Below are 21,298 nucleotides of genomic sequence, written 5' to 3'. Positions count from 1 at the left end.
ACGCGGCGCGAGAAGCGCATGTCGCTCGGGCAGCACCTGGTGGAGCTGCGCAAGCGGCTGATGTGGGCGGCTCTCGCGCTCATCGTCGGCATGGTGGTGGCCTTCTTCATCACCGACTGGGTCATCGCGCTGATCACCGAGCCGCTGCGCGTCGTCGCCGAGTCGAAGGGCCAAGAGGGCAAGGTCGAGCTCATGTTCGACACCGTCACCTCCGCGTTCGACCTGAGGCTGCGCATGTCGTTCGCGATCGGACTGCTGATCTCGGCGCCGATCTGGATGTGGCAGATCTGGGCGTTCATCATGCCCGGCCTCACCCGCAAAGAGGTGCAGTACACGGTCGGGTTCCTCGCCGCGGCGATCCCGCTGTTCTTCGCGGGATGCTACGTCGGCCTGCTGATCATGCCCCACATCGTCGAGCTGATGGCCCAGTTCGTCCCCGAGGGCGCGGCATCGTTCTACCAGGCGGCCTACTACTACGACTTCGTCTTCAAGCTCCTCATCGTCGTCGGCGTCGCGTTCGTGCTTCCCGTCTTCCTCGTCGCGCTCAATTTCGCCGGCGTGATGTCGGGTCGCGCGATCGTGAAGGGCTGGCGCGTGGCGGTGCTGGTCTCGGTGATCTTCTCCGCCCTCGCGACCCCGTCGGCCGACATCGTGAGCATGCTGATGCTGTCCGGCATCATGGTCGTGCTCTTCTTCGCCGCTGCGGGTGTGTCCCTGCTGTTCGATCGACGCAAGGCCAAGCGCGAGGCGCTGATCCTTCCGCCCGAGGCCATCGCGTGAGCGACCCGGGTCCGGCCGAGCGCTACGCGCGGGCTCGTGAAGACCGGACCCACCCGATCACCGCGGCGTTCGCGGACTCCCAGCGCTTCACGCTGGACGACTTCCAGATCGCCGGATGCCGCGCCCTCGAGGACGGCCGGAGCGTGCTGGTCGCCGCGCCTACCGGCGCCGGCAAGACGATCGTCGGCGAGTTCGCCGTGCACCTTGCGATGCGCGAGCCCGGCGACAAGGCGTTCTACACGACCCCCATCAAGGCGCTGTCCAACCAGAAGTTCCGTGAGCTGCAGGACGTCTACGGCGCCGATGAGGTCGGCCTGCTGACCGGCGACACCAACATCAACGGCAATGCCCGTGTCGTCGTGATGACCACCGAGGTGCTCCGCAACATGCTCTACGCGGACTCGCCGGCGCTGCGAGGGCTGCGCTACGTGGTGATGGACGAAGTGCACTACCTCGCCGATCGGTTCCGCGGGGCGGTGTGGGAGGAGATCATCATCCACCTGCCGCCGAGCGTGAAGCTCGTCTCGCTCTCGGCGACCGTCTCCAACGCCGAGGAGTTCGGCGACTGGCTCGACACCGTGCGCGGCGACACCGAGGTCATCGTCTCGGAGACCCGGCCCGTGCCCCTCGAGCAGCACGTCCTGGTCCGCGGCGACCTGCTGCCCCTGTTCGACGACCGCGCCGGCATCGCGACCGCGCAGGTCAACCAGGAGCTCATGCGGATCCGGTCGGTGAAGGGCCCGAACTACGAGAACAACCGCCGTGCGCAGGCCGCCAGCAGCGCCCGGCACAGCGGGTACGAGGCTTCCCGCCGTCGTCCGAACCGCGGCGGGAAGCGGCCGGTGCGCTCGGCGAACGTACAGCGCATCGAGCGGTTGGACCGGCCCGACGTCGTCGAGCTGCTCAGACGTGCCAATCTGCTGCCCGCGATCTTCTTCATCTTCAGTCGCGCCGGCTGCGACGGCGCCGTCCAGCAGGTGCGGCGGGCGGGCGTCCGCCTGACCTCGCCCGAGGAGCGCGCCGAGATCCGAGCCATCGTCGAGGACCGCACCCGCACTCTCCTCGAAGAGGACCTCGAGGTGCTGGGGTACTGGGACTGGCTCGACAACCTCGAACGCGGTGTCGCCTCGCACCACGCCGGACTGCTGCCGGCGTTCAAGGAGGTCGTCGAGGAGCTGTTCCAGCGCAAGCTGGTCAAGGCTGTCTTCGCGACCGAGACGCTGGCTCTCGGAATCAATATGCCGGCCCGGACCGTGGTGCTCGAGAAGCTCGAGAAGTTCAACGGCGAAGCCCGGGTCGCCATCACCTCGGGCGAGTACACCCAGCTGACCGGGCGCGCAGGCCGTCGAGGCATCGACGTGGAAGGGCACGCGGTCATCCAGTGGACCGAGGGCCTGGACCCGCAGGCCGTCGCCGCACTCGCTTCGCGCCGCACGTACCCGCTGAACTCGAGCTTCCGGCCGACCTACAACATGGCCGTCAACCTCATCGACCAGTTCGGACGCTCCCGCGCACGCGAGATCCTGGAGTCCTCGTTCGCGCAGTTCCAGGCCGACCGCTCGGTCGTGGGACTCGCACGCCAGGTGCGTGAGCAGGAGGAGTCGCTGGCGGGCTACGAGAAGGCCATGACCTGCGACCGAGGCGACTTCACGGAGTACTCCTCGATCCGGCGCGAACTCAGTGATCTCGAGAAGCTCAACCGCAAGGATGCGACAGCCTCGCGCGCGACGCGCGACAAGAGGCACCGCGAGCTCGGGGTGCTGCGCAGGCGCATGCAGCGGCATCCGTGTCACTCCTGCCCCGATCGGGAGAACCACGCGCGGTGGGGTGAGCGCTACTGGCAGCTGAAGCGGACGATCGACAAGATCCGCCAGCAGATCCAGACGCGGACCGGCACCGTCGCCCGCATCTTCGACCGGGTCGTCGACGTGCTCGACGAGCTGGACTACGTCCGGGTGACGGACGAGGGCGCCACCGAGCTCACGCCCGCCGGCCGGACGATGCGGCGCATCTACGGCGAGCGCGACCTGCTCGTCGCCGAGTCGCTGCGCCGTGGGCTCTGGACGGACCTCGACCCGCCCTCGCTCGCGGCACTGGCCTGCTCGCTGGTCTACGAGCCGCGGCGCGATGACGGCGGGCCGGGGGAGCGCCGGCTGCCTCGCGGGCCCTTCCGGGCGGCGTTCACCGCGACGAACGACCTGTGGCAGCGCCTGGACGACCTCGAGCGCGAGCATCAGCTGCCGGGCTCCGAGCCCGTCTCGGCGAGCCTGGCCCAGGCGATGCACATGTGGGCGCGCGGCGGAATGCTGGAGTACGTCCTCGAGGAGGCCGACATGGCCGCCGGAGACTTCGTGCGGTGGTCGAAGCAGACCATCGACCTGCTCGACCAGCTGTCGATCGTCGCCGACGGCCCCCTCGCGACGACGGCCAGGCAGGCGCTCGACGCCGTCCGTCGCGGCATCGTCGCGTATTCGACCGTCTGACAGCGGCCGCCCAGTCAGCGCCGCTTAGGGTGGGAGCGTGCCTCTCGCCGCCGCGCCGCGCCCGCTCCTGCCGTTGTGGGCCGCCGTGCTCGTCTCGGCGGCCGGGGGAGCGATCCTCGACCTCGCCTACCCGTCGGTGGGGTGGTGGCCGCTCGCGTTCGTGGGCGTCACACTGTCGCTCATCGCGCTGATCGGCCGCTCGGTGTGGGGCGCGCTGCTCGTCGGGTTCGTCTTCGGCGCGGTCTTCTTCCTCATCCACATCATGTGGATCACGCGGTATCTCGGCGTCGTGCCCTGGTTCGCCCTCGCAGGGCTCGAGACGATCTTCATGGCGGCGGGCTCGATTCCGCTGGCGCTCGCATACCGATGGATGCCGCGCCTCTTCCCCGGGCGCTGGGTGCAGCTGATCGGGCTCCCGCTGCTCGTGGCAGGGCTCTGGACGGCGCGGGAGCTGTTCATGGGCTCCTGGCCGTACACCGGGTTCCCGTGGGCACGGCTGGGCATGAGCCAGTCGGAGAGCCCGCTCGCGCACCTCGCGTCGTGGACGGGGGTCGCCGGCCTCAGCTTCGTGATGGTGGCCTTCACGGCCGCCGCGATCGAGTGGGCACGCGCGGGCGAGTTCCGGCGCCTCGCCACCCTCATCCCCGTCGCGAGCCTGGCTGTGCTGCTCCTGCTCGTGCCGGCTTTCCCCACCACTCCGGCCGGGACCCTCAGGGTCGGCAGCGCGCAGGGCAACGGGCCCTCGGGCTACTTCGACGAGCGGACGCGGAACGCCGTGCTGAACGCCCAGCTGGAGGCATCCGCCCCTCTGCTCGGAGAGGAGCTCGACGTGCTCCTGTGGCCGGAGGGCGGCATCGACTCCGACCCCCTCGAGAACGAGAGCACCGCGAGCATCCTCGATTCGCTCTCCGAGCGTGCCGGCGCGCCGCTGATCGTGAACGCCGCCACCACCCGCGGCGACGACACGTTCAACACGTCGATGCTCTGGGTCGCCGGCGAAGGAGCCGTCCAGCTGCACGACAAGACCAACCCGGTGCCGATGGGGGAGTACGTTCCGGACCGGTGGTTCTTCGAGGCGCTCGCACCCGACCTCATCGGACTCATCCAGCGCGAGTACACCCCCGGCACCAATCCGCCCTACTTCGACCTCGACGGCGTCGGTGTGGGACTGGCCATCTGCTTCGACGTCATCTACGACGCGGTCATCTGGGACGGCGCCCACGACGGCGCTCAGGTGTACATGTTCCAGACCAACAACGCCGACTTCCGCGGCACCGACGAGAACCTGCAGCAGCTCGCCTTCGCACGGATGCGCGCCATCGAGACCGGCCGCTCGGTGGTGAACCTCTCTACGGTGGGAACGAGCCAGGTCATCGCCCCGGACGGCAGCACGATCGATGGGCTCCCTTCGGATGAGGCGGGGCACATGCTCACCGAGGTGCAGCTGCGGACCGGCCTCACCCCCGCGGTCATCGCGGGGCCTGCGATCCAGGCACTGCTGGGGTGGGGGAGCGTCCTTGCGCTCGTCGCGCTGGGTCTGGGCGTCCAGGTCATGCGCCGCCGCGACGCGAAAACGCCGGCCCCCGAAGGGACCGGCGTCTCATAGCGTCAGCGTCAGGCGCTGATCTTGTCCAGGCTCACGTCCTCGCCGGCGCCGCGGCGCGAGCGGACGTACGCGAGGCGCTCCTCGAGGAGCTCCTCGAGCTCGGGCAGCGTGCGCCGCTCGAGCAGCATGTCCCAGTGGGAACGCGGGACCTTGTCACCGGAGTGGTCGACCGTGGCCGTCCCCTCGCCCACACGCAGGAGCGCCTCCGCACCACAGGTGCGGCACTCCCACGCGGGGGGCACCTCGGCGTCGGCCGCGAAGGTCAGCGTGGTGTCACGTCCGCAGGACGTGCACGAATAGATGTGCTGTGAACGGTCATGGAAAACGACGCCCTCTTCGCTCTGTAGGCTCTGGGCGCCGAGTCGGATGCCGCGCAAGCTGCGGTCTGCCATTTTGTGGTCCTCTCGTCGCTGTTCAGGTATAACGAAGCCACCTGTGGGGATCATCCGAAAGGGCCTTGCGCTTACGCCTTTCACAGTGGATGCACAGCGGAGATGACGTATTCCGCGGGCGCGCGACGAGTTCGATCAGCCCAGTGCGCGCAGCGCCACATCGGCACGGTCGGTGACGACGCCGTGAACGCCGAGAGCGATCAGCCGGCGCATGTCGGCGGGGTCGTTCACCGTCCAGACGTGCACCTCGACACCGTGGCGCGCGGCCGCGCGGATCAGCCGCGGAGTCACGACGCGGAGGCGTCCCTGACGCTCCGGCACCTGGAGCGCGTCCACGCCCGCGAGCGCGCGCCGCACGAGCACGTCCGAGCCCACCGAGACCGCGGCGAGCACGCGTGCGATGGTCCTCGAACCGGCGGACGTCGCCGGACGGATGCCGCGGCCCGCCGCCTCCGCGGCGGCCAACGCGACCCGACGGCGGGCGTCGGAGAAGCTGGTGAGGAGAACCCGCTCGCCGTGCGGCGCCACCGCGCGCCCGACGGGCTCGGCCGCGGCGCCGGCCTTCACATCGAGGTTGAATCGGGTGTCGGGGAACGCCTCCAGCGCCTGCTGCAGCGTGGTGAGCCCTCCGCGTGACGACATGAGCTCCTCGAGCTCCGCGGCGGAGACGTCGGCGACCGGGCGCGGATCGCCGGTCACGCGCGAGAGGTCGTCGTCGTGGAACAGCACCACGACGCCGTCTCTGGTGAGATGGCAGTCGGACTCGATGTACTGGGCGCCGGCGGAGTGAGCCGCGGCCACCGCGGCGAACGAGTTCTCAGTGACGCCGTGCGCGGCATCCTCCACCGTCACGAGCCCCCGGTGAGCGAGGACGCGCGGCGTGCGCGCCCCCTCGAACCAGGGATGCGTCACGGAGCGGTGGGCGAGGCGTCCGGACGCGACTCGCGCGCGCGCGTCACGGCGGCACCGTCGACCGCGCCGCCGAGGAACGATCCGCTGAGCCCCTTCAGGGCCTCGGTGAACTCGCTGGGGATGATCCAGAGCTTGCTCGATGCGCTGTCGGCGATCTTGGGCAGCGTCTGGAGGTACTGGTACGCGAGCAGCTTGTCGTCGGCGTCACCGGCGTGGATCGCCTGGAACACCGTGGCGATCGCCTCGGCCTCGCCCTGCGCGCGAAGCACGGCCGCCTGCTTGTCGCCCTCGGCCTTGAGGATCTCCGCCTGTCGCTGGCCCTCGGCGGTGAGGATGGCCGACTGCTTCGTTCCCTCGGCGGTCAGGATGAGCGCACGACGGTCGCGCTCCGCGCGCATCTGCTTCTCCATGGAGTCCTGGATGCTGTGCGGCGGATCGATGGCCTTGAGCTCGACGCGCCCGACGCGGATGCCCCACTTGCCGGTCGCCTCGTCGAGCACCAGTCGCAGCTGGCCGTTGATGTTGTCGCGGCTGGTCAGCGCCTCTTCGAGGTTGAGCCCGCCGACCACGTTTCGCAGCGTCGTCGTCGTGAGCTGCTCGACGGCGCCGAGGTAGTTGGCGATCTCGTACGTGGCGGCCCGCGCATCGGTCACCTGGAAGTAGACGACGGTGTCGATGGAGACGACCAGGTTGTCCTCGGTGATCACCGGCTGCGGGGGGAACGACACGACCTGCTCGCGCATGTCGATGAGCGGCCGCAGGCGGTCGATGAACGGCACCAGGAGGTTCAGGCCGGGCGAGAGGGTCTTGTGGTAGCGGCCGAGCCGTTCGACGACACCGGCGCTGGCCTGCGGGATGATCCGGATCGAGCGGACGATCACCACCAGCACGAAGATGAAGACGGCGATCGCGAGGAGCCACGCGATCGCTGTCGGGACCAGGGTGCCGAGGTCGTTCATGCGCGGGTGTCCTCCGGGGAAGGGGCTGCGAGATCGTTGGCTCTGACCACCGCGGTGGCGCCGTCGATGCGGGTGACGTGGATGGGCATTCCGGGCTCGAGCTCGCCCGAGTCGGTGCGGGCGGTCCAGACGTCGCCGTTGGCGAGCTTGACCTGTCCGCCGTGCGAGGTGACGGTCGAGATCACGCGGCCGCGCAGGTCGATGAGAGCGTCGATGTTCGACGGCGTCGGGTCTTCCCCGCGCCGGAGGCGACGCAGCAGCGGCGGCCGCAGCACGAGCACCAGCACGGCGGCGACGACGCCGGCGATGATCACCTGGAGCCAGATCGGAGCGCCCAGCAGGTCGGCGCCGAGGCCCGCGAGTCCGCCGATGCTGAGCATCAGGAAGGTGAAGTCGAGAGTCAGCATCTCGATGACGAGGAACGCGAGGATCAGAACGAGCCACCCGATCCACGCCCACTGCTCGATGGTCTGGATGAGGTCCACGATGCGCCTCCTTCTGGTTCGAACCTAGCAGGTAGGGTCGAGGGCGTGACTGAGACTTCCCTGCCCCTTCCCGCCGGCTCTCTGAGCGGCAAGACCGCCCTCGTTACCGGCTCCTCGCGGGGCATCGGCGCCGACACGGTGCGCTATCTCGCCGAGGCCGGCGCGAACGTCGTGATCAACTTCCGCAACAAGGCGCCCCGCGCCGAGAAGCTCGCGGCGCAGCTGCGCGAGCTGGGCGTCGAGGCGCTCGTGGTGGGCGCGGACCTCACCGATCCGGCGTCGGTTCAGGCGATGTTCGACGAGGTCCAGCGCACCTTCGGGACGCTCGACATCCTCGTGCTCAACGCCTCCGGCGGCATGGAGTCGGGCATGGCCGAGGACTACGCCCTGCGGCTCAACCGCGACGCCCAGGTGAACGTCCTCGAGACCGCCCTGCCGCTGCTCGGGGAGGGCGCGCGCGTCGTGTTCGTCACGAGCCACCAGGCCCACTTCATCCGCACGACGCCGACGATGCCCGAGTACGAGCCCGTCGCGCTGTCCAAGCGCGCGGGCGAGGACGCCCTGCGCGAGCGGATCCCTGCGCTGGCCGAACGCGGCGTCGAGTTCGTCGTCGTCTCGGGCGACATGATCGAGGGCACCATCACGGCGACGCTGCTCGAGCGTGCGAACCCGGGTGCCATCGCCGCGCGCCGCGAGGATGCAGGCAAGCTCTACAACGTGTCGGAGTTCGCGGCCGAGGTCGCCGCCGCGGCGCTCGACCCGGTGCCGGCCGACAACACCCGGCTCATCGGCGACACCGGCTCGTTCGCGGGGGAGTGACGATGCGCGCGAGCGACATCGACAAGCTCATCTCGGTCGGCCGGCCCACGATCGCTCCCGATGGGTCGTTCGCCGTCTTCGCGACCTCGCGCCCCGATCTGGACGCGAACCGCGCGGTGGGTCAGCTGTGGCGCGTCGATCTGCCGGACGGCACGCCGGTGCGCCTCACCCGCGGCGTGTCCGACGCCGCACCCCGGCTGTCGCCCGACGGTGCGACGCTCGCGTTCACGCGGGCGGACGCGAAGGGGAAGCCGCAGCTCTGGCTGATCCCGCCACGCGGCGGCGAGGCCGTCCAGGCGACGGACTCTCCCCTCGGGGTCGAGGAGTACGCCTGGTCGCCGGACGGCCGATCGCTCGCCTTCCTCGCGCGCCTGCCCGAGGCGGGTCGGTACGGAAGCGTGGAGGGATTGGATGCCGCGGCCGAGGCGCCGCGGCACATCACCGGCATCCGCTGGCATGCCAACGGACTCGGCTACATCGCCGACCGGCCCGCGCACCTCTTCGTCGTCGCGGCTCCCGAGACCGACGCCGAGCCGTTCTACGAGCCCGCTCCCGCCGTGCGCCCGGAGGACGAGACCGCGCGGAAGAAGCGGGTCGTGGCCGCAGAGGCCCGGCAGCTCACCGAGGGCGCCGTCTCGCACGGCGGCGTCGCGTTCACGGCGGACGGCGCTGAGGTGCTCACGGGCGTCGACGAGATCGAGGCGGAGCGCAGGGACCTGCGGACCCGCGTGATCGCCGTCTCGGTCGACGGGTCCGGGCAGCGTGAGGTCCTCGGCGTGGACGCCGGGCTGTCCGCCGCCGGGATCGCGGTCGCCGGTGACGGCACGATCGCGCTCCTCGCCCACGAGGTGGGGGAGAAGGGCGTCGACTTCATCGCGCCCGGCATGGGCCTGTGGCTGATCGAGGGCTCGGGCGCCCGCCGGCTGACCGACGCCGAGTCCATCGACCTGGGCGAGGTCGGCAGCCACATCGTGGCCGACGGCGACGACTTCCTGGTGCAGAACCGCACGCGTGGTCGGGTGCGCCTGGTGCGGGTGTCTCGCGACGGCCGGCTGACCGAAGTGCTCGGCGGCGATGTCGAGGTCGCCGGCCAGGCGGCCGCCGCAGGTCGCATCGTGGCCGCCGTCGCACGACCCGACTCGTACGGCGAGCTCGTCCTCGTCGGCGCCGGGGATGCTCGAACCCTCACCGCGTTCGGAGGCGGTGCCGCGGCATCCGGAATCGTCGCACCGCGCGAGCTCACTGTGACCGGCCGCGACGGCTACCCGGTGCACGGCTGGGTCGCGACGCCGGAAGGGGAGGGGCCGTTCCCCGTCATCCTCCAGATCCACGGCGGACCGTATGCGTCGTACGGCATACATCTGTTCGATGAGACGCAGGTGCTCGTCGATGCCGGCTACGCCGTCGTCTACAGCAACCCGCGCGGCTCGGCAGGCTACGGTCGCGAGCACGGACGCAGCATCCGCCAGGCGATGGGGACGCTCGACTTCGCCGACGTCATCGACTTCCTGGACGGTGCCGTGGCGGAGGATGACCGGCTCGACGGCGCGCGCGTCGGCATCATGGGCGGCTCGTACGGCGGCTACCTCACGGCGTGGATCATCGCCCACGACCACCGGTTCGCCGGGGCCATCGTGGAGCGCGGCTTCCTCGATCCGGTGAGCTTCCAGGGCACGAGCGACATCGGCACCTTCTTCGGCGACGAGTACGTCGGCGTCTCGGCCGAGGACATCGCGCGGCAGAGCCCGATGGCCGTCGTGGATCAGGTCACGACGCCGACGCTGGTGATCCATTCCGAGCTCGACTTCCGCTGCCCGCTCGAGCAGGCGACGCGCTACTACGCGGCGCTCAAGCGCAACGGCGCTGAGGCCGAGATGCTGGTCTTCCCGGGCGAGAACCACGAACTGACGAGGTCCGGGCAGCCCCGGCATCGCGTGCAGCGGTTCGACGCGGTGCTCGACTGGTGGCAGCGGAAGCTCCCGGTGAGTTGAGCCCATGGCGCACACGAAGAAGGGTCCCGGGGAATCCCCGGGACCCTTCTTCGTAGGTCAGGCGATCAGACCGTCTTGCGGCCGAACGTGAACGCGCGGACGATGTTGACGATGCCGAGGATGATGAGCCCGATGCCGAGCACCCACCACAGGACGACGGCGCCCCACAACGGCGAGAACACCAGGTAGAGACCGGCGATGATGCTGATGATCGCGAAGATGATCGTCCACACCTTCGACGCGGCGTCGCCGAGCGTCGACAGCGAGACGATTCCTTCGACGATCCAGAGGATACCGATGAGGATCGCGACGAAGACCGCGAGCCAGGCGGTCGCCTGCTGCAGGTTCACCAGCGCGATGACACCGGCGATGATGAACAGGATGCCGAGGGCGATGTGCCCGACACGGGCCCAGCCGCCCTTGTTCTTCGAGAAGATGCCGAGACCGGCGTAGACGAGGCCGGCGGCGATCGCGTAGATCGCGATGACGATGGTCACCACGAACGCGGCTTCGGCCGGCTGGAACAGGATGAAGATACCGGCGAGGACGGCGAGGACTCCGCCGATTCCGAGCGCGGTGCGGATGCCGTTGACGGCGGCCGATTCGGCCGTGGATTCTGTGGACATGCGAGTGTCCTTTCTGGGAGTTTCCTGGGAGGGGCGGGCTAAAGCCTAGACCCGCGCGGCAGAGTTCGGTCATTCGTGAACGGGTGTGTCGCGTGACGAGCGGGCGGCTCCGGCCAGACCCCTTCTCGCTTTCGGACGCAGGTCCGCGTTACGGTGAGCGTGACCGGTGCCGACCAGGAGAGGTGCACGATGGCAGTCTTCTCGAGGGGATTCGGGTCCCGTCGCCGCGAGAGCAATCCGCAGGTGCCGCCCGGCCAGTACCTGACCGACGATTTCCCGGTTCTGTCGGCCGGTCCGACGCCGCGCATCGAGACCGCGGAATGGTCGTTCGAGGTGCGCAGCGAATCCGGCGATCGTGTGTCGTGGTCGTGGGACGAGTTCCTCGCGCTCGGCGCCGAGGAGATCTCGACCGACATCCACTGCGTCACGCGGTGGTCGAAGCTCGGCACGTCGTGGCGAGGCATCTCGCTCGACACCGTCTTCGACCACGTCGAGACGGACGCTTCCTACGCGATGGCGCATTCCTACGGCGGCTACACCACCAACATCGCGCTGGACGACCTCCTCGGCGGAAAGGCCTGGATCGCCTTCGAATTCGAGGGCGAGCCGCTCGATCCCGAGCATGGCGGGCCCGCGCGGCTGCTCGTGCCTCACCTCTACTTCTGGAAGAGCGCGAAATGGGTTCGCGGTCTCACGCTCATGGAAGAGGACGAGCCCGGATTCTGGGAGCAGAACGGCTACAACATGCACGGCGATCCGTGGACCGAGGAGCGGTATTGGTGATCGTCGGAGGCTGGCGGCCCGCGCGCGTCGACACCATCGAGGACGTCACGCCGAGCGCACGGGTCCTGCGGCTCGCGGTGCCCGGCTGGCCGGGAAGCGAGCCCGGTCAGCATGTCGACATCCGGCTGACCGCCGAAGACGGGTACCAGGCCGAGCGGTCGTATTCGCTCGGCTCCTACGGCGACGGCGGGACGATCGAGCTGGCGGTGGACGAGATCCCCGAGGGAGAGGTCTCGCCCTACCTCGTGCGCGACGTGCGTCCGGGCGACGAGCTCGAGGTGAAGGGACCGCTCGGGGGTTACTTCGTCTGGCGGCCCGGGGGAGCGGAGCCCGTGCAGCTGATCGCGGGCGGATCGGGGATCGTTCCGCTGATGGCGATGGCGCGTGCGGCTCGGGATGCTTCGGCCGCGGCATCCGTCCGGCTTCTGTATTCGGTGCGACACGCCACAGACGCGATATATCGCGAAGAGCTCACCGCTGCCGCCGGAGACGGGGGAGTGGCGGTCACGTGGGCCTATACGCGCGGCGGACCCGATGGCTGGACAGGACGGGTCGGTCGCGTGGACGACGAATTCCTCATTGACGCGGTGTGGGAGCCGGCGCGGGAGCCGCTCGTGTATGTCTGCGGGCCGACGGGTTTCGTCGAGCACGTGGCCGACGCACTCGTGCGGCTCGGGCATCCGCCCGACAGGATCAAGACGGAACGATTCGGAGGCGCATGATGCGCGCAGACAATGCGACCGCGACGGTCGACGGCAACGCGCTGGCCGGCATCCTGTCGGAGGCGTTCGCCGGCGACGTGACCCTTCTGATCGGCGTGTGCGACGGCTGCGGCCAGGCCGCTCCGCTGGCCGAGACCGTCGTCGAACTGGACGAGACGGCGGCGATCGTGCGCTGCCGGTCGTGCACGCACACGCTGCTGACGGCGCTTCGCGAGGGTGACGGCGTCCGGGTCGTGTTCGGGATGCTGCGGGAACTTTCGCGTCGCTGACGCCGTCGTCAGCCGAGCAGCAGGGTGATGCCGATCAGGACGGGAACGCAGCCGATCGTCGTCAGGAACACGGTGTCGCGCGAGATCGTCTCGCCGACGTCATAGCGCTGCGAGTAGTTGAAGACGTTCTGCGCTGTCGGGAGCGCTGCGAGCACGACGACGATGAGCACGTCCTGAGCGCTCAGGCCGAAGACGAACTCCGCCAGCACCCAGGCGAGCGCCGGCATGACGAAGAGCTTCAGCGAACTGGCGAGCACGATGTCGCGACGGCGGCCGGAGGGGGCGAGCACTCGCTGGCCCACCAGCGACATCCCGTAGCTGATGAGCAGCACCGGAACGCAGGCATTGGCGATGAGCACCGCGGGCTCCATGATGATCGCCGGGAGCTCGAGGCCGCTGACGGACACGATCGTCCCCAGCACAGAGCCCACCACGATCGGGTTGCCGATCGTCCGGAGGATCGAGCGCCCCAGTGTCGCTCGTCCGGAGGTGACGGCATCGAGGATCGTCATGCTGATCGGCGTGAACACCAGCAGCTGCAGGAGGATCACGGGCGCCGGATAGGCCGCGTTGCCGAGAAGGTACAGCGACAAGGGGATGCCGATGTTGTTCGAGTTCACCTGGCCCGCGCTCAGCGCCCCGATGACGGTTTCGCCCATCGAGCGCTTCCACGCGAATCGAGCCACCAGGAAGTACGCCAGCAGGATCACCGCTGCGGCGATGGCGGAGACAGGAAGCAGCGCGGAGAAGAGCGTCCGCACATCGGCCTGCGCGAGCACCACGAACAGCAGGAACGGCGAGAGCACGAAGAATGTCAGGCGCGCCAGCACTGGTCGACCGTGTTCACCCAGCAGGTCTACGCGACCGATGATCCAGCCGACGAGGATCGCGACGCCGACGACGACGAATCCGATCATCGACTGCAGCATGTCTCGAGCTTAGAGATGCGCGTCGGCCCCGCTGCGTTCGTGACGACACGGTGTAGCCGATAATGCACATTATGTCAGCTTGCGTTTCCTGCGGTCCCTCCCCGCGGCGGCAGCGCACCTGAACGGGCTCCTCTAGATCAGGAAGCACCAGATCCCGGTCGCGACGCACAGCACCAGCATCCCGCTCGCATTGACGAAGAGGTTGCGGCCGAAGTCGCGCGCACGAACGTGCATCGAGATCGCGACGATGAAATAGACCACCAGGCACGCCGTCGTCAGTGCAGCGAGCCCCGGCACCCAGATCCCGGCGATGAGACCGGCGGCGGCGGCGAACTTGATCGGCGCCATCATCCACCAGTACTTTCGCGGCCAGCGGACGTCCGTGAAACACTGCGCGATGAAAGCCGCAGGCTTCAGGCAGAGCAGGCCGTCGACGATCGAGATCACGGCCAGCACGACCACGGGCCAGACCGGGTCAGGGAGCAGCGTCACGGCATTCAGCCTAACGACGCTCAGCGGTCGCGACACAGGCGAACGGGGCGGCGCCTCTCGGCACCGCCCCGTTCGGGTCGTTCAGTGTGTCAGAGTCCGACGGTGTCGTCGGGCATGCTCGTGGACTGGCGTGTGACGCGCTCGTTGCCCGTCGGGTCGACCGCCGTGCGGGTCACCGAGTCCGTGGACCGGCGGCGCATCATGAGGATGATGCCGACCAGGAAGATCACGGCTCCGGCGGCCATCAGGATGTAACCGATCATCGTGAGGTCGACCCAGCCGACCTCCACGTTCACCGCGAAGGCCAGAATGGCTCCGATGGCGAACAGTGCGATACCTGCTCCGATGCTCATGCGAGGTTCCTTTCCGGGGCGCGGCGATCAGCCCTCCCCTGTTCCCGGGGCGCGATGACCCCGATGTCACACTCTCCCGTGCCTCGCGGTGCCCGCACAGGGGCTTGACAAGGAAGGAGATATCTCGATCACGCCCGTCCCCCAGCCGCCGGTGTTTGTACTGTTGCCTCATACCGTCAGGAAGGAACGCGTGTGACCTCTCACGGCCTTGACGTCTCGCCCGCTGTGCAGAGCGCCGTCCAAGACGGGCGGCCGGTGCTCGCGCTCGAGTCGACGATCTTCACCCATGGACTCCCCGGCCCGCGCAACGTCGAGGTCGCGCTCGAGGCCGAGGAGCGCGTGCGGGCTCTCGGCGTGACCCCGGCGACGATCGGCGTCGTCGACGGGCGCCCGACGGTCGGCCTGTCGCCCGACCAGATCGTTCGCCTCTCAGAGAGCGAGGGAGTCGTCAAGGCGAGCCTGCGCGACGTGCCGGTGGTCGCCGCGAAGCGCTTGAGCGCGGGCACGACGGTCGCGGCGACGGCGCACCTGGCCCATCTGGCAGGGCTGCGGGTGTTCTCGACCGGTGGGCTCGGCGGCGTCCACCGCGGTGCGCAGCAGACCTTCGACGAGAGCGCCGACCTCGGCACCCTCGCCGCTCTGCCGATGATCGTCGTGAGTGCCGGAGTGAAGTCGATCCTCGACATCCCCCTCACCCTGGAGCGACTCGAGACTCTCAACCTCGCCGTCGTCGGCTACCGCACGACGGACTATCCGGGGTTCTACATCGCCGACTCGGGCCACGACCTCGAGTACTCCGTCGACTCCCCCGACGAGATCGCCCGCATCGCCGGCGTGCGCGACGAGCTCGGCATCTCGTCCACGCTCCTCGTCGCGAACCCCGTGGGATCCCACCTGCAGCTCGACCGCGCGCTGCACGACGACGTCCTCGCCCGAGCCCTCGCCGCCGCAGAGGCGGAAGGCGTCTCGGGCCACGACACCACGCCGTTCCTCCTGGACTACATGCAGCGCGCAACCGACGGCCGCAGTCTCGATGTGAACGTCGCCGTGTACCGCGGCAACGTCGAGCTCGGGGCCCGCATCGCGATCGCACTCGCTGAGCTCGCCTGATGCTCGTCGTCATCGGCGACCTCGTCGCGGACCTCATCGTGCTCGGTGGATCCTTTCTAGAGCGAGGTACCGACAACCCCGCCGAGGTTCGCCTCACGCGGGGCGGGAGCGCCGCGAACGTGGCGATGGCTGCGGCCCCGAGGCACCCGGTGCGGTTCATCGGGCGGGTCGGCGACGACCCCCTCGGACGTGTCCTCGCCGCCGAACTGGAACGCGGCGGCGTCGATGCCCGTCTGCAGCGCAGCGGACGCACCGGCGCGATCGTCGTGCTCGTCGACGCCGTGGGCGAGCGCACCATGATCACAGACCGCGGAGCCGCTGCCGAACTCGACGGCATCGATGCCGGCTGGCTGGACGGGGCGGACTGGGTGCACCTGCCGCTCTACGGCTTCGCGACCCCGACATCGCGCACTGCGCTGGCAGACGCCGCGGCGACTGCCGCCCGGGCGGGCGCGCGCATCAGCATCGATCTGTCGAGCGTGGCGACGCTGCGCGAGCTCGGCGCACGGAGACTGCAGCAACTGCTCGACGCCGTGGCACCGGCTGTCGTGTTCGCGAACGATGAGGAGTTCCGCATCGCCGACGAGCTCGGGCTCCACTTCGGCGATGCGGTCGTGGTCGTCAAGCGCGGCGGTGATCCGGTGCTCGTCACGTACGACGGCGAACGCGTCGAGGTGCCGGTCGAGCGGGTCGACGACGTGCTCGACTCCACGGGCGCCGGCGACGCGTTCGCTGCCGGCTACGTCGCGGCGGCACTCGCCGGGGCCGATCCGCTCGAGAGCGCCCGGGCGGGCAGCGACCTCGCGATGGGTGCGCTGCGCCGCGCGGGCGCTCTCTGAGCGGTCAGGCGCTCTGGATGCTCTCCAGCACGTCCTCCATGTCGTCGACGAACGCGTTGTAGCCCGCGATCGTCGCCGCGACCTGCTCGTCGCTGAAGTCGGACCGATCCTGGCTGATGGTGAGCTCGGTTCCACCGTCCACCTCGACGAGGTCGAACAGGACCGGCAGTCCGGCGTCGTCTCCGGGCTGGTCCGTGAGTGTCATCGAGAGGTGGGACGGCGGCTCGACGACCTTGTACTCCCCCGCCCAGTCGATCCGGTTGCCGTCGGGCAGCTCCATGACGGCCCGGAAGGCACCGCCCGGGCGCACATCCATCGTGAGTGACTCCTGGGGAACGGTGACAGCGGCGGTGCCGAACCACACCGCGAAGTGCTCAGGCTTGGTGATCGCCTCGAAGACGAGCTCGCGCGGTGCGCGAAGGGTGCGGGTGATGGTGAAGTACTCAGTCATGGGGGTTCTCCTTGTCGGTGTGGTCGGACGGGGGTGTGAGTTGCTGAAGGGCGTTGAGGTACTGATCGAGGGCGTCGGCGCTCGCTTCCCAGAACCGCGCGTAATCGCCGATCCACTCGGATGCCGCAGCCAGCGGCCGAGCATCCAGACGGGCGGGCCGGTACTGGGCGTCCTTGCCGCGGGTGACGAGCCCCGCGCTCTCGAGCACCCGCAGGTGCTTGGAGACGGCGGCGAATGTCATGTCGAACGGCGCGGCCAGCTCTCCCACGGTCGCCTCTCCCCCGCTCAGCCGCTCGAGTATCGCGCGGCGTGTGGGGTCGGCGAGGGCCGAGAAGGTGCGGCTGAGCTGGTCTTCCGACATCATCTTCGCCTCCTTTGTATTCAACCTATCGGTACTGTACTAACTAGTTGAATACGCTGCAAGCGCTTTGTCGGTGGGCGACGTTAGCGTGGCCGTATGGCCCGCGTCATATTCCATACTGCGACCACCCTCAACGGCTACCTCGCCGACGACGACGACTCGCTGTCCTGGCTCTTCGCCGTCCCCGGCGCCGATACCGCTGAGCACGACTTCGGTCGATTCCTCGACGGCGTCGGTGCGCTCATCATGGGTTCGACCACCTACGAGTGGGTGGTCGACCATGAAGGACTGATCGCCCACCCCGAGAAGTGGCCCTACGCAGGCAAGGCCTCCTTCGTGATGAGTTCACGCGAACTGCCCGTGGTCGCGGGAGCCGACATCCGCTTCCGCCGTGGAGAGGTGTCGGCCTTGTGGCCGGAACTGGCCGAAGCAGCCGGCGATCGGGACATCTGGATCGTCGGCGGCGGAGACCTCGTCGGCCAGTTCGCCGATTCGGGACTCCTGGACGAAATCCGCGTCTCGATCGCTCCGGTCACGCTGGTCTCAGGGCGGCCGTTGCTCCCTCGCCGGCTGGAATCCGATCGTCTGACACTGGAGTCGGTCACGCGGGCGGGCCAGTTCGCCGAACTGGTGTACTCGCTGAGCAGGACCCCGCTCGTCGGTTCAGTCGGCTGACGGAACCATGTCGAACCATTCGCCGTGCTTCGGCTCACGGCCGTCGCCCGACGACGTGCCCGTAAGCCGACGCTGCACCCAGGGGCCGACATGCTCCCAGTAATACGCCGTGCCGCGCGCCGCGGCCGGCGGCAGAGGCGGGAGTGACCACCACCCGGCAGGCGGCTCCAGACCGAGCGCAGTCAGGACCCTGGCGGCGACGCGATGGTGACCGCGCGAGTTCATGTGGAGCCGGTCCTCTGACCAGTACGGCGGGCTGGACAGCTCACGGTCGGGCCAGTTGAAGGCGCGGACGATGTCGGTGCGGTCCGCGAACTTCGCCGTGACGGCCGCGGACAGCAGATCTCCGCGCCGCTGGATCACGCGACTCAGCGGGAGCTGGGCAGAGGGGTTCGCACCCGACAGCAGGATGAGCGTGACACCCTCTTCGTCGCATCGGTTCAGCACATGCGTGAAGGCGTCGACCACGCGCGCAACGCTCGTGCGCGGACGAAGCATGTCATTGCCGCCCCCGTTGAACGACAGATGCGTCGGCTTCAGTGCAAGCGCGGGTTCGAGCTGCTGCTCGACGATGGGCTGTACGAGCTTCCCGCGGATGGCGAAGTTGGCGTATTGCACCGGCTGACCCGAGGCATCCGCCCACCCCTGCGCGACGAGATCCGCCCACCCACGCACGCGACCGTCGGGGAGCTCGTCTCCGACGCCCTCGGTGAACGAATCGCCGATCGCGACGTACCTCAGGGATGCCATCGTCCCAGCCTAGGGTGCGGCCGCAGCCGAGAATGGTCGTCCGCGCTCACCGGTCGTCGAGCGCCATCCCCCGCCGGTCCACGAGACCCCAGACAGCGACCGCGGCGACCACGAAGAAGACCGCGAACACGACGAAGAGGGTGGGTGCGCCCCCCAGAGCGAGCAGAACCGGCACCATGAGCGGCGCGATGATCGAAGCGATGCGTCCGGCGCCGGCGGCCCACCCCGATCCGGTCGCCCGCAGCGATGTGGGGTACATCTCGGGCGTCACCGCATACAGAGCGCCCCAGGCGCCGAGATTGAAGAACGACAGCGCCATTCCGGCCGCGATGACTCCCACCTCGCTCCCCGCCGTCCCGAACACGACGGCAGAGAGGGCGGATCCGACGAGGAACACCGAGAGCGTCAGACGGCGACCCCAGACCTCGATCAGCCACGCGGCGGTGGCGTAGCCCGGAAGCTGCGCGAGTGTGATGATGAGCGTGAATCCGAAGGACCGCACCAGGTCGTAGCCCTGCGAGACGAGGATCGACGGAATCCAGATGAACGCCCCGTAGTACGAGAAGTTCACGCAGAACCAGACGAGCCAGAGGCACGCGGTGCGCACGCGGAACTCGCGAGACCACAGCACGGCGAGGCGTGAGGCGATCGTGGAGGAAGCCGCGGGCGGCGTGTCGGCGGCGGTGACGGCGACGGCGGATACCGCATCCCCCGCCGACTCCTCGAAGGTGCGAACGACCGCGCCCGCCTCCTCGTGCCGACCGCGGCGCTCCAGCCACCGAGCGGACTCCGGGAGTCCCCACCGCACGAACAAGGCGTACGCGGCGGGCACCGCGCCGAGCGCGAACGCCCAGCGCCATCCGTTGTCCGACGTCGGGATGACGAAGTATCCGATGAGTGCTGCGGCGGTCCATCCCACGGCCCAGAAAGCCTCGAGGATCACGATGAGACGGCCACGGATCCGCGCCGGCGCGAACTCGCTGACATATGTCGAGGCCACCGGCAGCTCGGCGCCGAGCCCGAGCCCGACGAAGAACCGCAGCACGAGAAGCGCGACGAGCCCGCCGACCAGTGCGCTCGCGCCGGTGGCGATGCCGTACACCAGCAGCGTCAGCGCGAACACGGACCGCCGCCCGAATCGATCCGCGAGCAGTCCGCCGACGCTCGCGCCGATCGCCATGCCGACGAACCCGATCGACGCGATCCACGCTGTCTCGAAGGGCTGGAGCTCCCACTGCACGGCCAGCGCGGCGATCACGAAGGAGATCAGTCCGACGTCCATCGCGTCCAGCGCCCACCCGAGGCCGGAGCCGGTCAGCACCCGCAGGTGCATGCGTGTGAACGGCAGCCGGTCGAGGCGCTCCGGGAGCGTCGCGTCCGTGCGGGTCTCGGCATCCGTCATAGCGTCATGCTACGGATCCTTCGGACGGTGCGCTCACGCCAGCATGTCGCGGACCAGCGGCGCCACCTTCGAGCCGTACAGCTCGATCGAGCGCATCATCCGCGCGTGAGAGAGCGTCCCGGTCGAGAACTTCATGTCGAACCGATCGAGATCGAGCGTCTGGACGGTATCCGCGATCTTGCGGGCGACGGTCTCCGGCGACCCCACATAGAGAGCACCCTCAGGCCCGACGTCACGCTGGAACCGCATGCGACTGTAGGGCGGCCAGCCGCGTTCCCGCCCGATGGTGTTGTTCATCGCCTCGAAGCCCTCGTAGGCCTCGTCCCACGCCTGCTGATCGGTGTCGGCGATGTGCCCGGGCGAATGGACGCCGACGGGCGAGGGGCCGCGACCGAAGGCCTCGAGTGACCGGCGATACGTCGATGCGAAGGGCCGGAAACGGTCCGCCGGTCCGCCGATGATCGCCAGCATGAGGCCGTAGCCGTAGCGCGCGGCACGCACCACGGACTCCGGCGTGCCGCCGACGCCCACCCAGGCGCGCAGGCCGTTCTCCGTCTTCGGGAACACGTCGGCGTCGGCCAGGGGCGCCCGCAGCGTTCCCTGCCAGGTGACCGGCTTCTCCTCGAGCAGCTGCGCGAACAGTTCGAGCTTCTCCTCGAACAGCGTCTCGTAGTCCCGCAGGTCGTAGCCGAAGAGCGGGAACGACTCGGTGAACGAGCCGCGCCCGAGGATGACCTCGGCGCGTCCGTTCGACACCGCATCCAACGTGGCGAATCGCTCGTAGACACGGACCGGGTCATCGCTCGAGAGGACCGTCACGGCGGTCCCGAGATGGATGCTGCGGGTGCGCGCGGCGGCGGCTGCCAGGACGATCTCAGGACTGGAGACGGCGAACTCCGGGCGGTGATGCTCCCCCACCCCGAAGAACGCCAGTCCGACCTCGTCGGCGAGCACGGCCTGCTCGACGACATCGCGGATGGTCTGCGCATCGCTGACGAGGTTTCCGGATTCGTCGCGGGTGACGTCGCCGAATGTGTCCAGGCCGAGCTCCAGCGTGGAAGGATCGCTTGCGGTCATCGACGGGCCTTTCTATGCGCCTGAATGAACCA

Annotated in this window: 24 protein-coding genes; 11 read left to right on the top strand and 13 right to left on the bottom strand. The window is 69.1% G+C overall.

What is annotated here, in order from left to right:
* The first annotated feature begins 18 nt into the window (after positions 1–18).
* Genes tatC through lnt form a run of 3 tightly spaced genes read left to right on the top strand, consistent with a single transcriptional unit; the run spans position 19 to position 4,869 of the window.
* On the top strand, positions 19–780 hold the full coding sequence (gene tatC, locus ASD56_RS10075; protein ID WP_055965868.1) for a twin-arginine translocase subunit TatC: 762 nt from the start codon (positions 19–21) through the stop codon (positions 778–780).
* Complete coding sequence (locus ASD56_RS10070; protein ID WP_055965094.1) at positions 777–3,263, top strand: DEAD/DEAH box helicase; 2,487 nt, start codon at positions 777–779, stop codon at positions 3,261–3,263. The genes tatC and ASD56_RS10070 overlap by 4 nt, the downstream gene beginning before the upstream one ends.
* 37 nt (positions 3,264–3,300) lie before the next feature.
* A complete protein-coding gene (gene lnt, locus ASD56_RS10065) occupies positions 3,301–4,869 on the top strand; it encodes an apolipoprotein N-acyltransferase (protein ID WP_055965090.1) in 1,569 nt (522 codons plus the stop codon).
* 8 nt (positions 4,870–4,877) lie between these two features.
* On the opposite strand, the gene ASD56_RS10060 is transcribed toward lnt, so the two are convergent.
* The 4 genes from ASD56_RS10060 to ASD56_RS10045 all read right to left on the bottom strand — a co-directional run bounded on the left by ASD56_RS10060 (position 4,878) and on the right by ASD56_RS10045 (position 7,617).
* On the bottom strand, positions 4,878–5,261 hold the full coding sequence (locus ASD56_RS10060) for an RNA polymerase-binding protein RbpA (protein ID WP_055965087.1): 384 nt from the start codon (positions 5,259–5,261) through the stop codon (positions 4,878–4,880).
* 135 nt (positions 5,262–5,396) lie between these two features.
* Positions 5,397–6,173, bottom strand: a complete 777-nt coding sequence (locus ASD56_RS10055) for a glycerophosphodiester phosphodiesterase family protein (RefSeq protein ID WP_055965084.1) — start codon at positions 6,171–6,173, stop codon at positions 5,397–5,399.
* A complete protein-coding gene (locus ASD56_RS10050; RefSeq protein ID WP_055965081.1) occupies positions 6,170–7,132 on the bottom strand; it encodes an SPFH domain-containing protein in 963 nt (320 codons plus the stop codon). The genes ASD56_RS10055 and ASD56_RS10050 overlap by 4 nt, the downstream gene beginning before the upstream one ends.
* Complete coding sequence (locus ASD56_RS10045; protein ID WP_055965077.1) at positions 7,129–7,617, bottom strand: NfeD family protein; 489 nt, start codon at positions 7,615–7,617, stop codon at positions 7,129–7,131. Before ASD56_RS10045 ends, ASD56_RS10050 begins: the two co-directional genes overlap by 4 nt.
* A 45-nt stretch (positions 7,618–7,662) precedes the next feature.
* Between ASD56_RS10045 and ASD56_RS10040 the strand changes: the two genes are divergently transcribed.
* Positions 7,663–8,436, top strand: a complete 774-nt coding sequence (locus tag ASD56_RS10040) for an SDR family oxidoreductase (protein WP_055965074.1) — start codon at positions 7,663–7,665, stop codon at positions 8,434–8,436.
* Positions 8,437–8,438: 2 nt separating this feature from the next.
* Positions 8,439–10,427, top strand: coding sequence for a S9 family peptidase (locus ASD56_RS10035; protein ID WP_055965071.1), 1,989 nt, complete (start codon positions 8,439–8,441; stop codon positions 10,425–10,427).
* 65 nt (positions 10,428–10,492) lie between these two features.
* Here the strand turns inward: ASD56_RS10035 and ASD56_RS10030 are convergent, their stop codons facing one another.
* Positions 10,493–11,053 (bottom strand): DUF308 domain-containing protein, encoded by a 561-nt coding sequence (locus ASD56_RS10030; protein ID WP_055965068.1) that lies wholly within the window; start codon positions 11,051–11,053, stop codon positions 10,493–10,495.
* A 189-nt stretch (positions 11,054–11,242) separates the two neighbouring features.
* Here ASD56_RS10030 and ASD56_RS10025 point away from each other — a divergent pair, with 189 nt between their 5' ends.
* The 3 genes from ASD56_RS10025 to ASD56_RS10015 are packed head-to-tail and all read left to right on the top strand — an operon-like array spanning position 11,243 to position 12,827.
* On the top strand, positions 11,243–11,836 hold the full coding sequence (locus ASD56_RS10025) for a sulfite oxidase-like oxidoreductase (RefSeq protein ID WP_055965065.1): 594 nt from the start codon (positions 11,243–11,245) through the stop codon (positions 11,834–11,836).
* On the top strand, positions 11,833–12,558 hold the full coding sequence (locus tag ASD56_RS10020) for a ferredoxin reductase (RefSeq protein ID WP_200947510.1): 726 nt from the start codon (positions 11,833–11,835) through the stop codon (positions 12,556–12,558). Before ASD56_RS10025 ends, ASD56_RS10020 begins: the two co-directional genes overlap by 4 nt.
* On the top strand, positions 12,555–12,827 hold the full coding sequence (locus tag ASD56_RS10015) for a DUF6510 family protein (RefSeq protein ID WP_235565644.1): 273 nt from the start codon (positions 12,555–12,557) through the stop codon (positions 12,825–12,827). The genes ASD56_RS10020 and ASD56_RS10015 overlap by 4 nt, the downstream gene beginning before the upstream one ends.
* Positions 12,828–12,835: 8 nt before the next feature.
* Here the strand turns inward: ASD56_RS10015 and ASD56_RS10010 are convergent, their stop codons facing one another.
* The 3 genes from ASD56_RS10010 to ASD56_RS10000 form a co-directional block, all read right to left on the bottom strand.
* Positions 12,836–13,756, bottom strand: a complete 921-nt coding sequence (locus ASD56_RS10010; protein WP_055965059.1) for an AEC family transporter — start codon at positions 13,754–13,756, stop codon at positions 12,836–12,838.
* Between the two features lie 132 nt (positions 13,757–13,888).
* The gene (locus tag ASD56_RS10005) at positions 13,889–14,248 is read right to left on the bottom strand and encodes a DoxX family protein (protein WP_055965056.1); all 360 of its coding nucleotides are present in this window, start codon (positions 14,246–14,248) and stop codon (positions 13,889–13,891) included.
* A gap of 89 nt (positions 14,249–14,337) precedes the next feature.
* On the bottom strand, positions 14,338–14,601 hold the full coding sequence (locus ASD56_RS10000; RefSeq protein WP_055965053.1) for a DUF6458 family protein: 264 nt from the start codon (positions 14,599–14,601) through the stop codon (positions 14,338–14,340).
* Positions 14,602–14,793: 192 nt separating this feature from the next.
* Here ASD56_RS10000 and ASD56_RS09995 point away from each other — a divergent pair, with 192 nt between their 5' ends.
* Positions 14,794–15,711, top strand: a complete 918-nt coding sequence (locus tag ASD56_RS09995; RefSeq protein ID WP_055965050.1) for a pseudouridine-5'-phosphate glycosidase — start codon at positions 14,794–14,796, stop codon at positions 15,709–15,711.
* Positions 15,711–16,550 (top strand): carbohydrate kinase family protein, encoded by an 840-nt coding sequence (locus ASD56_RS09990; RefSeq protein WP_055965048.1) that lies wholly within the window; start codon positions 15,711–15,713, stop codon positions 16,548–16,550. Before ASD56_RS09995 ends, ASD56_RS09990 begins: the two co-directional genes overlap by 1 nt.
* A 4-nt stretch (positions 16,551–16,554) precedes the next feature.
* Here ASD56_RS09990 and ASD56_RS09985 read toward each other — a convergent pair whose 3' ends face one another.
* Positions 16,555–17,001, bottom strand: a complete 447-nt coding sequence (locus ASD56_RS09985) for an SRPBCC family protein (RefSeq protein WP_055965045.1) — start codon at positions 16,999–17,001, stop codon at positions 16,555–16,557.
* Positions 16,994–17,365: an ArsR/SmtB family transcription factor gene (locus ASD56_RS09980; protein ID WP_235565642.1), complete on the bottom strand. Its 372-nt coding sequence runs from the start codon at positions 17,363–17,365 to the stop codon at positions 16,994–16,996. The genes ASD56_RS09985 and ASD56_RS09980 overlap by 8 nt, the downstream gene beginning before the upstream one ends.
* A 93-nt stretch (positions 17,366–17,458) precedes the next feature.
* On the opposite strand from ASD56_RS09980, the gene ASD56_RS09975 reads away from it, so the two are divergent.
* The gene (locus ASD56_RS09975) at positions 17,459–18,037 is read left to right on the top strand and encodes a dihydrofolate reductase family protein (RefSeq protein ID WP_055965042.1); all 579 of its coding nucleotides are present in this window, start codon (positions 17,459–17,461) and stop codon (positions 18,035–18,037) included.
* Here the strand turns inward: ASD56_RS09975 and ASD56_RS09970 are convergent.
* The 3 genes from ASD56_RS09970 to ASD56_RS09960 are packed head-to-tail and all read right to left on the bottom strand — an operon-like array spanning position 18,026 to position 21,266.
* On the bottom strand, positions 18,026–18,787 hold the full coding sequence (locus ASD56_RS09970) for an SGNH/GDSL hydrolase family protein (RefSeq protein ID WP_200947499.1): 762 nt from the start codon (positions 18,785–18,787) through the stop codon (positions 18,026–18,028). The two genes, ASD56_RS09975 and ASD56_RS09970, sit on opposite strands and share 12 nt — an antisense overlap.
* Positions 18,788–18,833: 46 nt before the next feature.
* Entirely contained in the window at positions 18,834–20,189 is a 1,356-nt protein-coding gene (locus tag ASD56_RS09965) for an MFS transporter (protein WP_055965038.1), read from the bottom strand.
* Positions 20,190–20,222: 33 nt separating this feature from the next.
* Positions 20,223–21,266, bottom strand: a complete 1,044-nt coding sequence (locus tag ASD56_RS09960) for an LLM class flavin-dependent oxidoreductase (RefSeq protein WP_055965035.1) — start codon at positions 21,264–21,266, stop codon at positions 20,223–20,225.
* Positions 21,267–21,298: the final 32 nt, after the last annotated feature.

The sequence above is a fragment of the Microbacterium sp. Root166 genome (assembly GCF_001427145.1).
In the GTDB taxonomy this organism is placed as follows: domain Bacteria; phylum Actinomycetota; class Actinomycetes; order Actinomycetales; family Microbacteriaceae; genus Microbacterium.
This window is presented reverse-complemented; position numbering and strand designations above follow the sequence as displayed.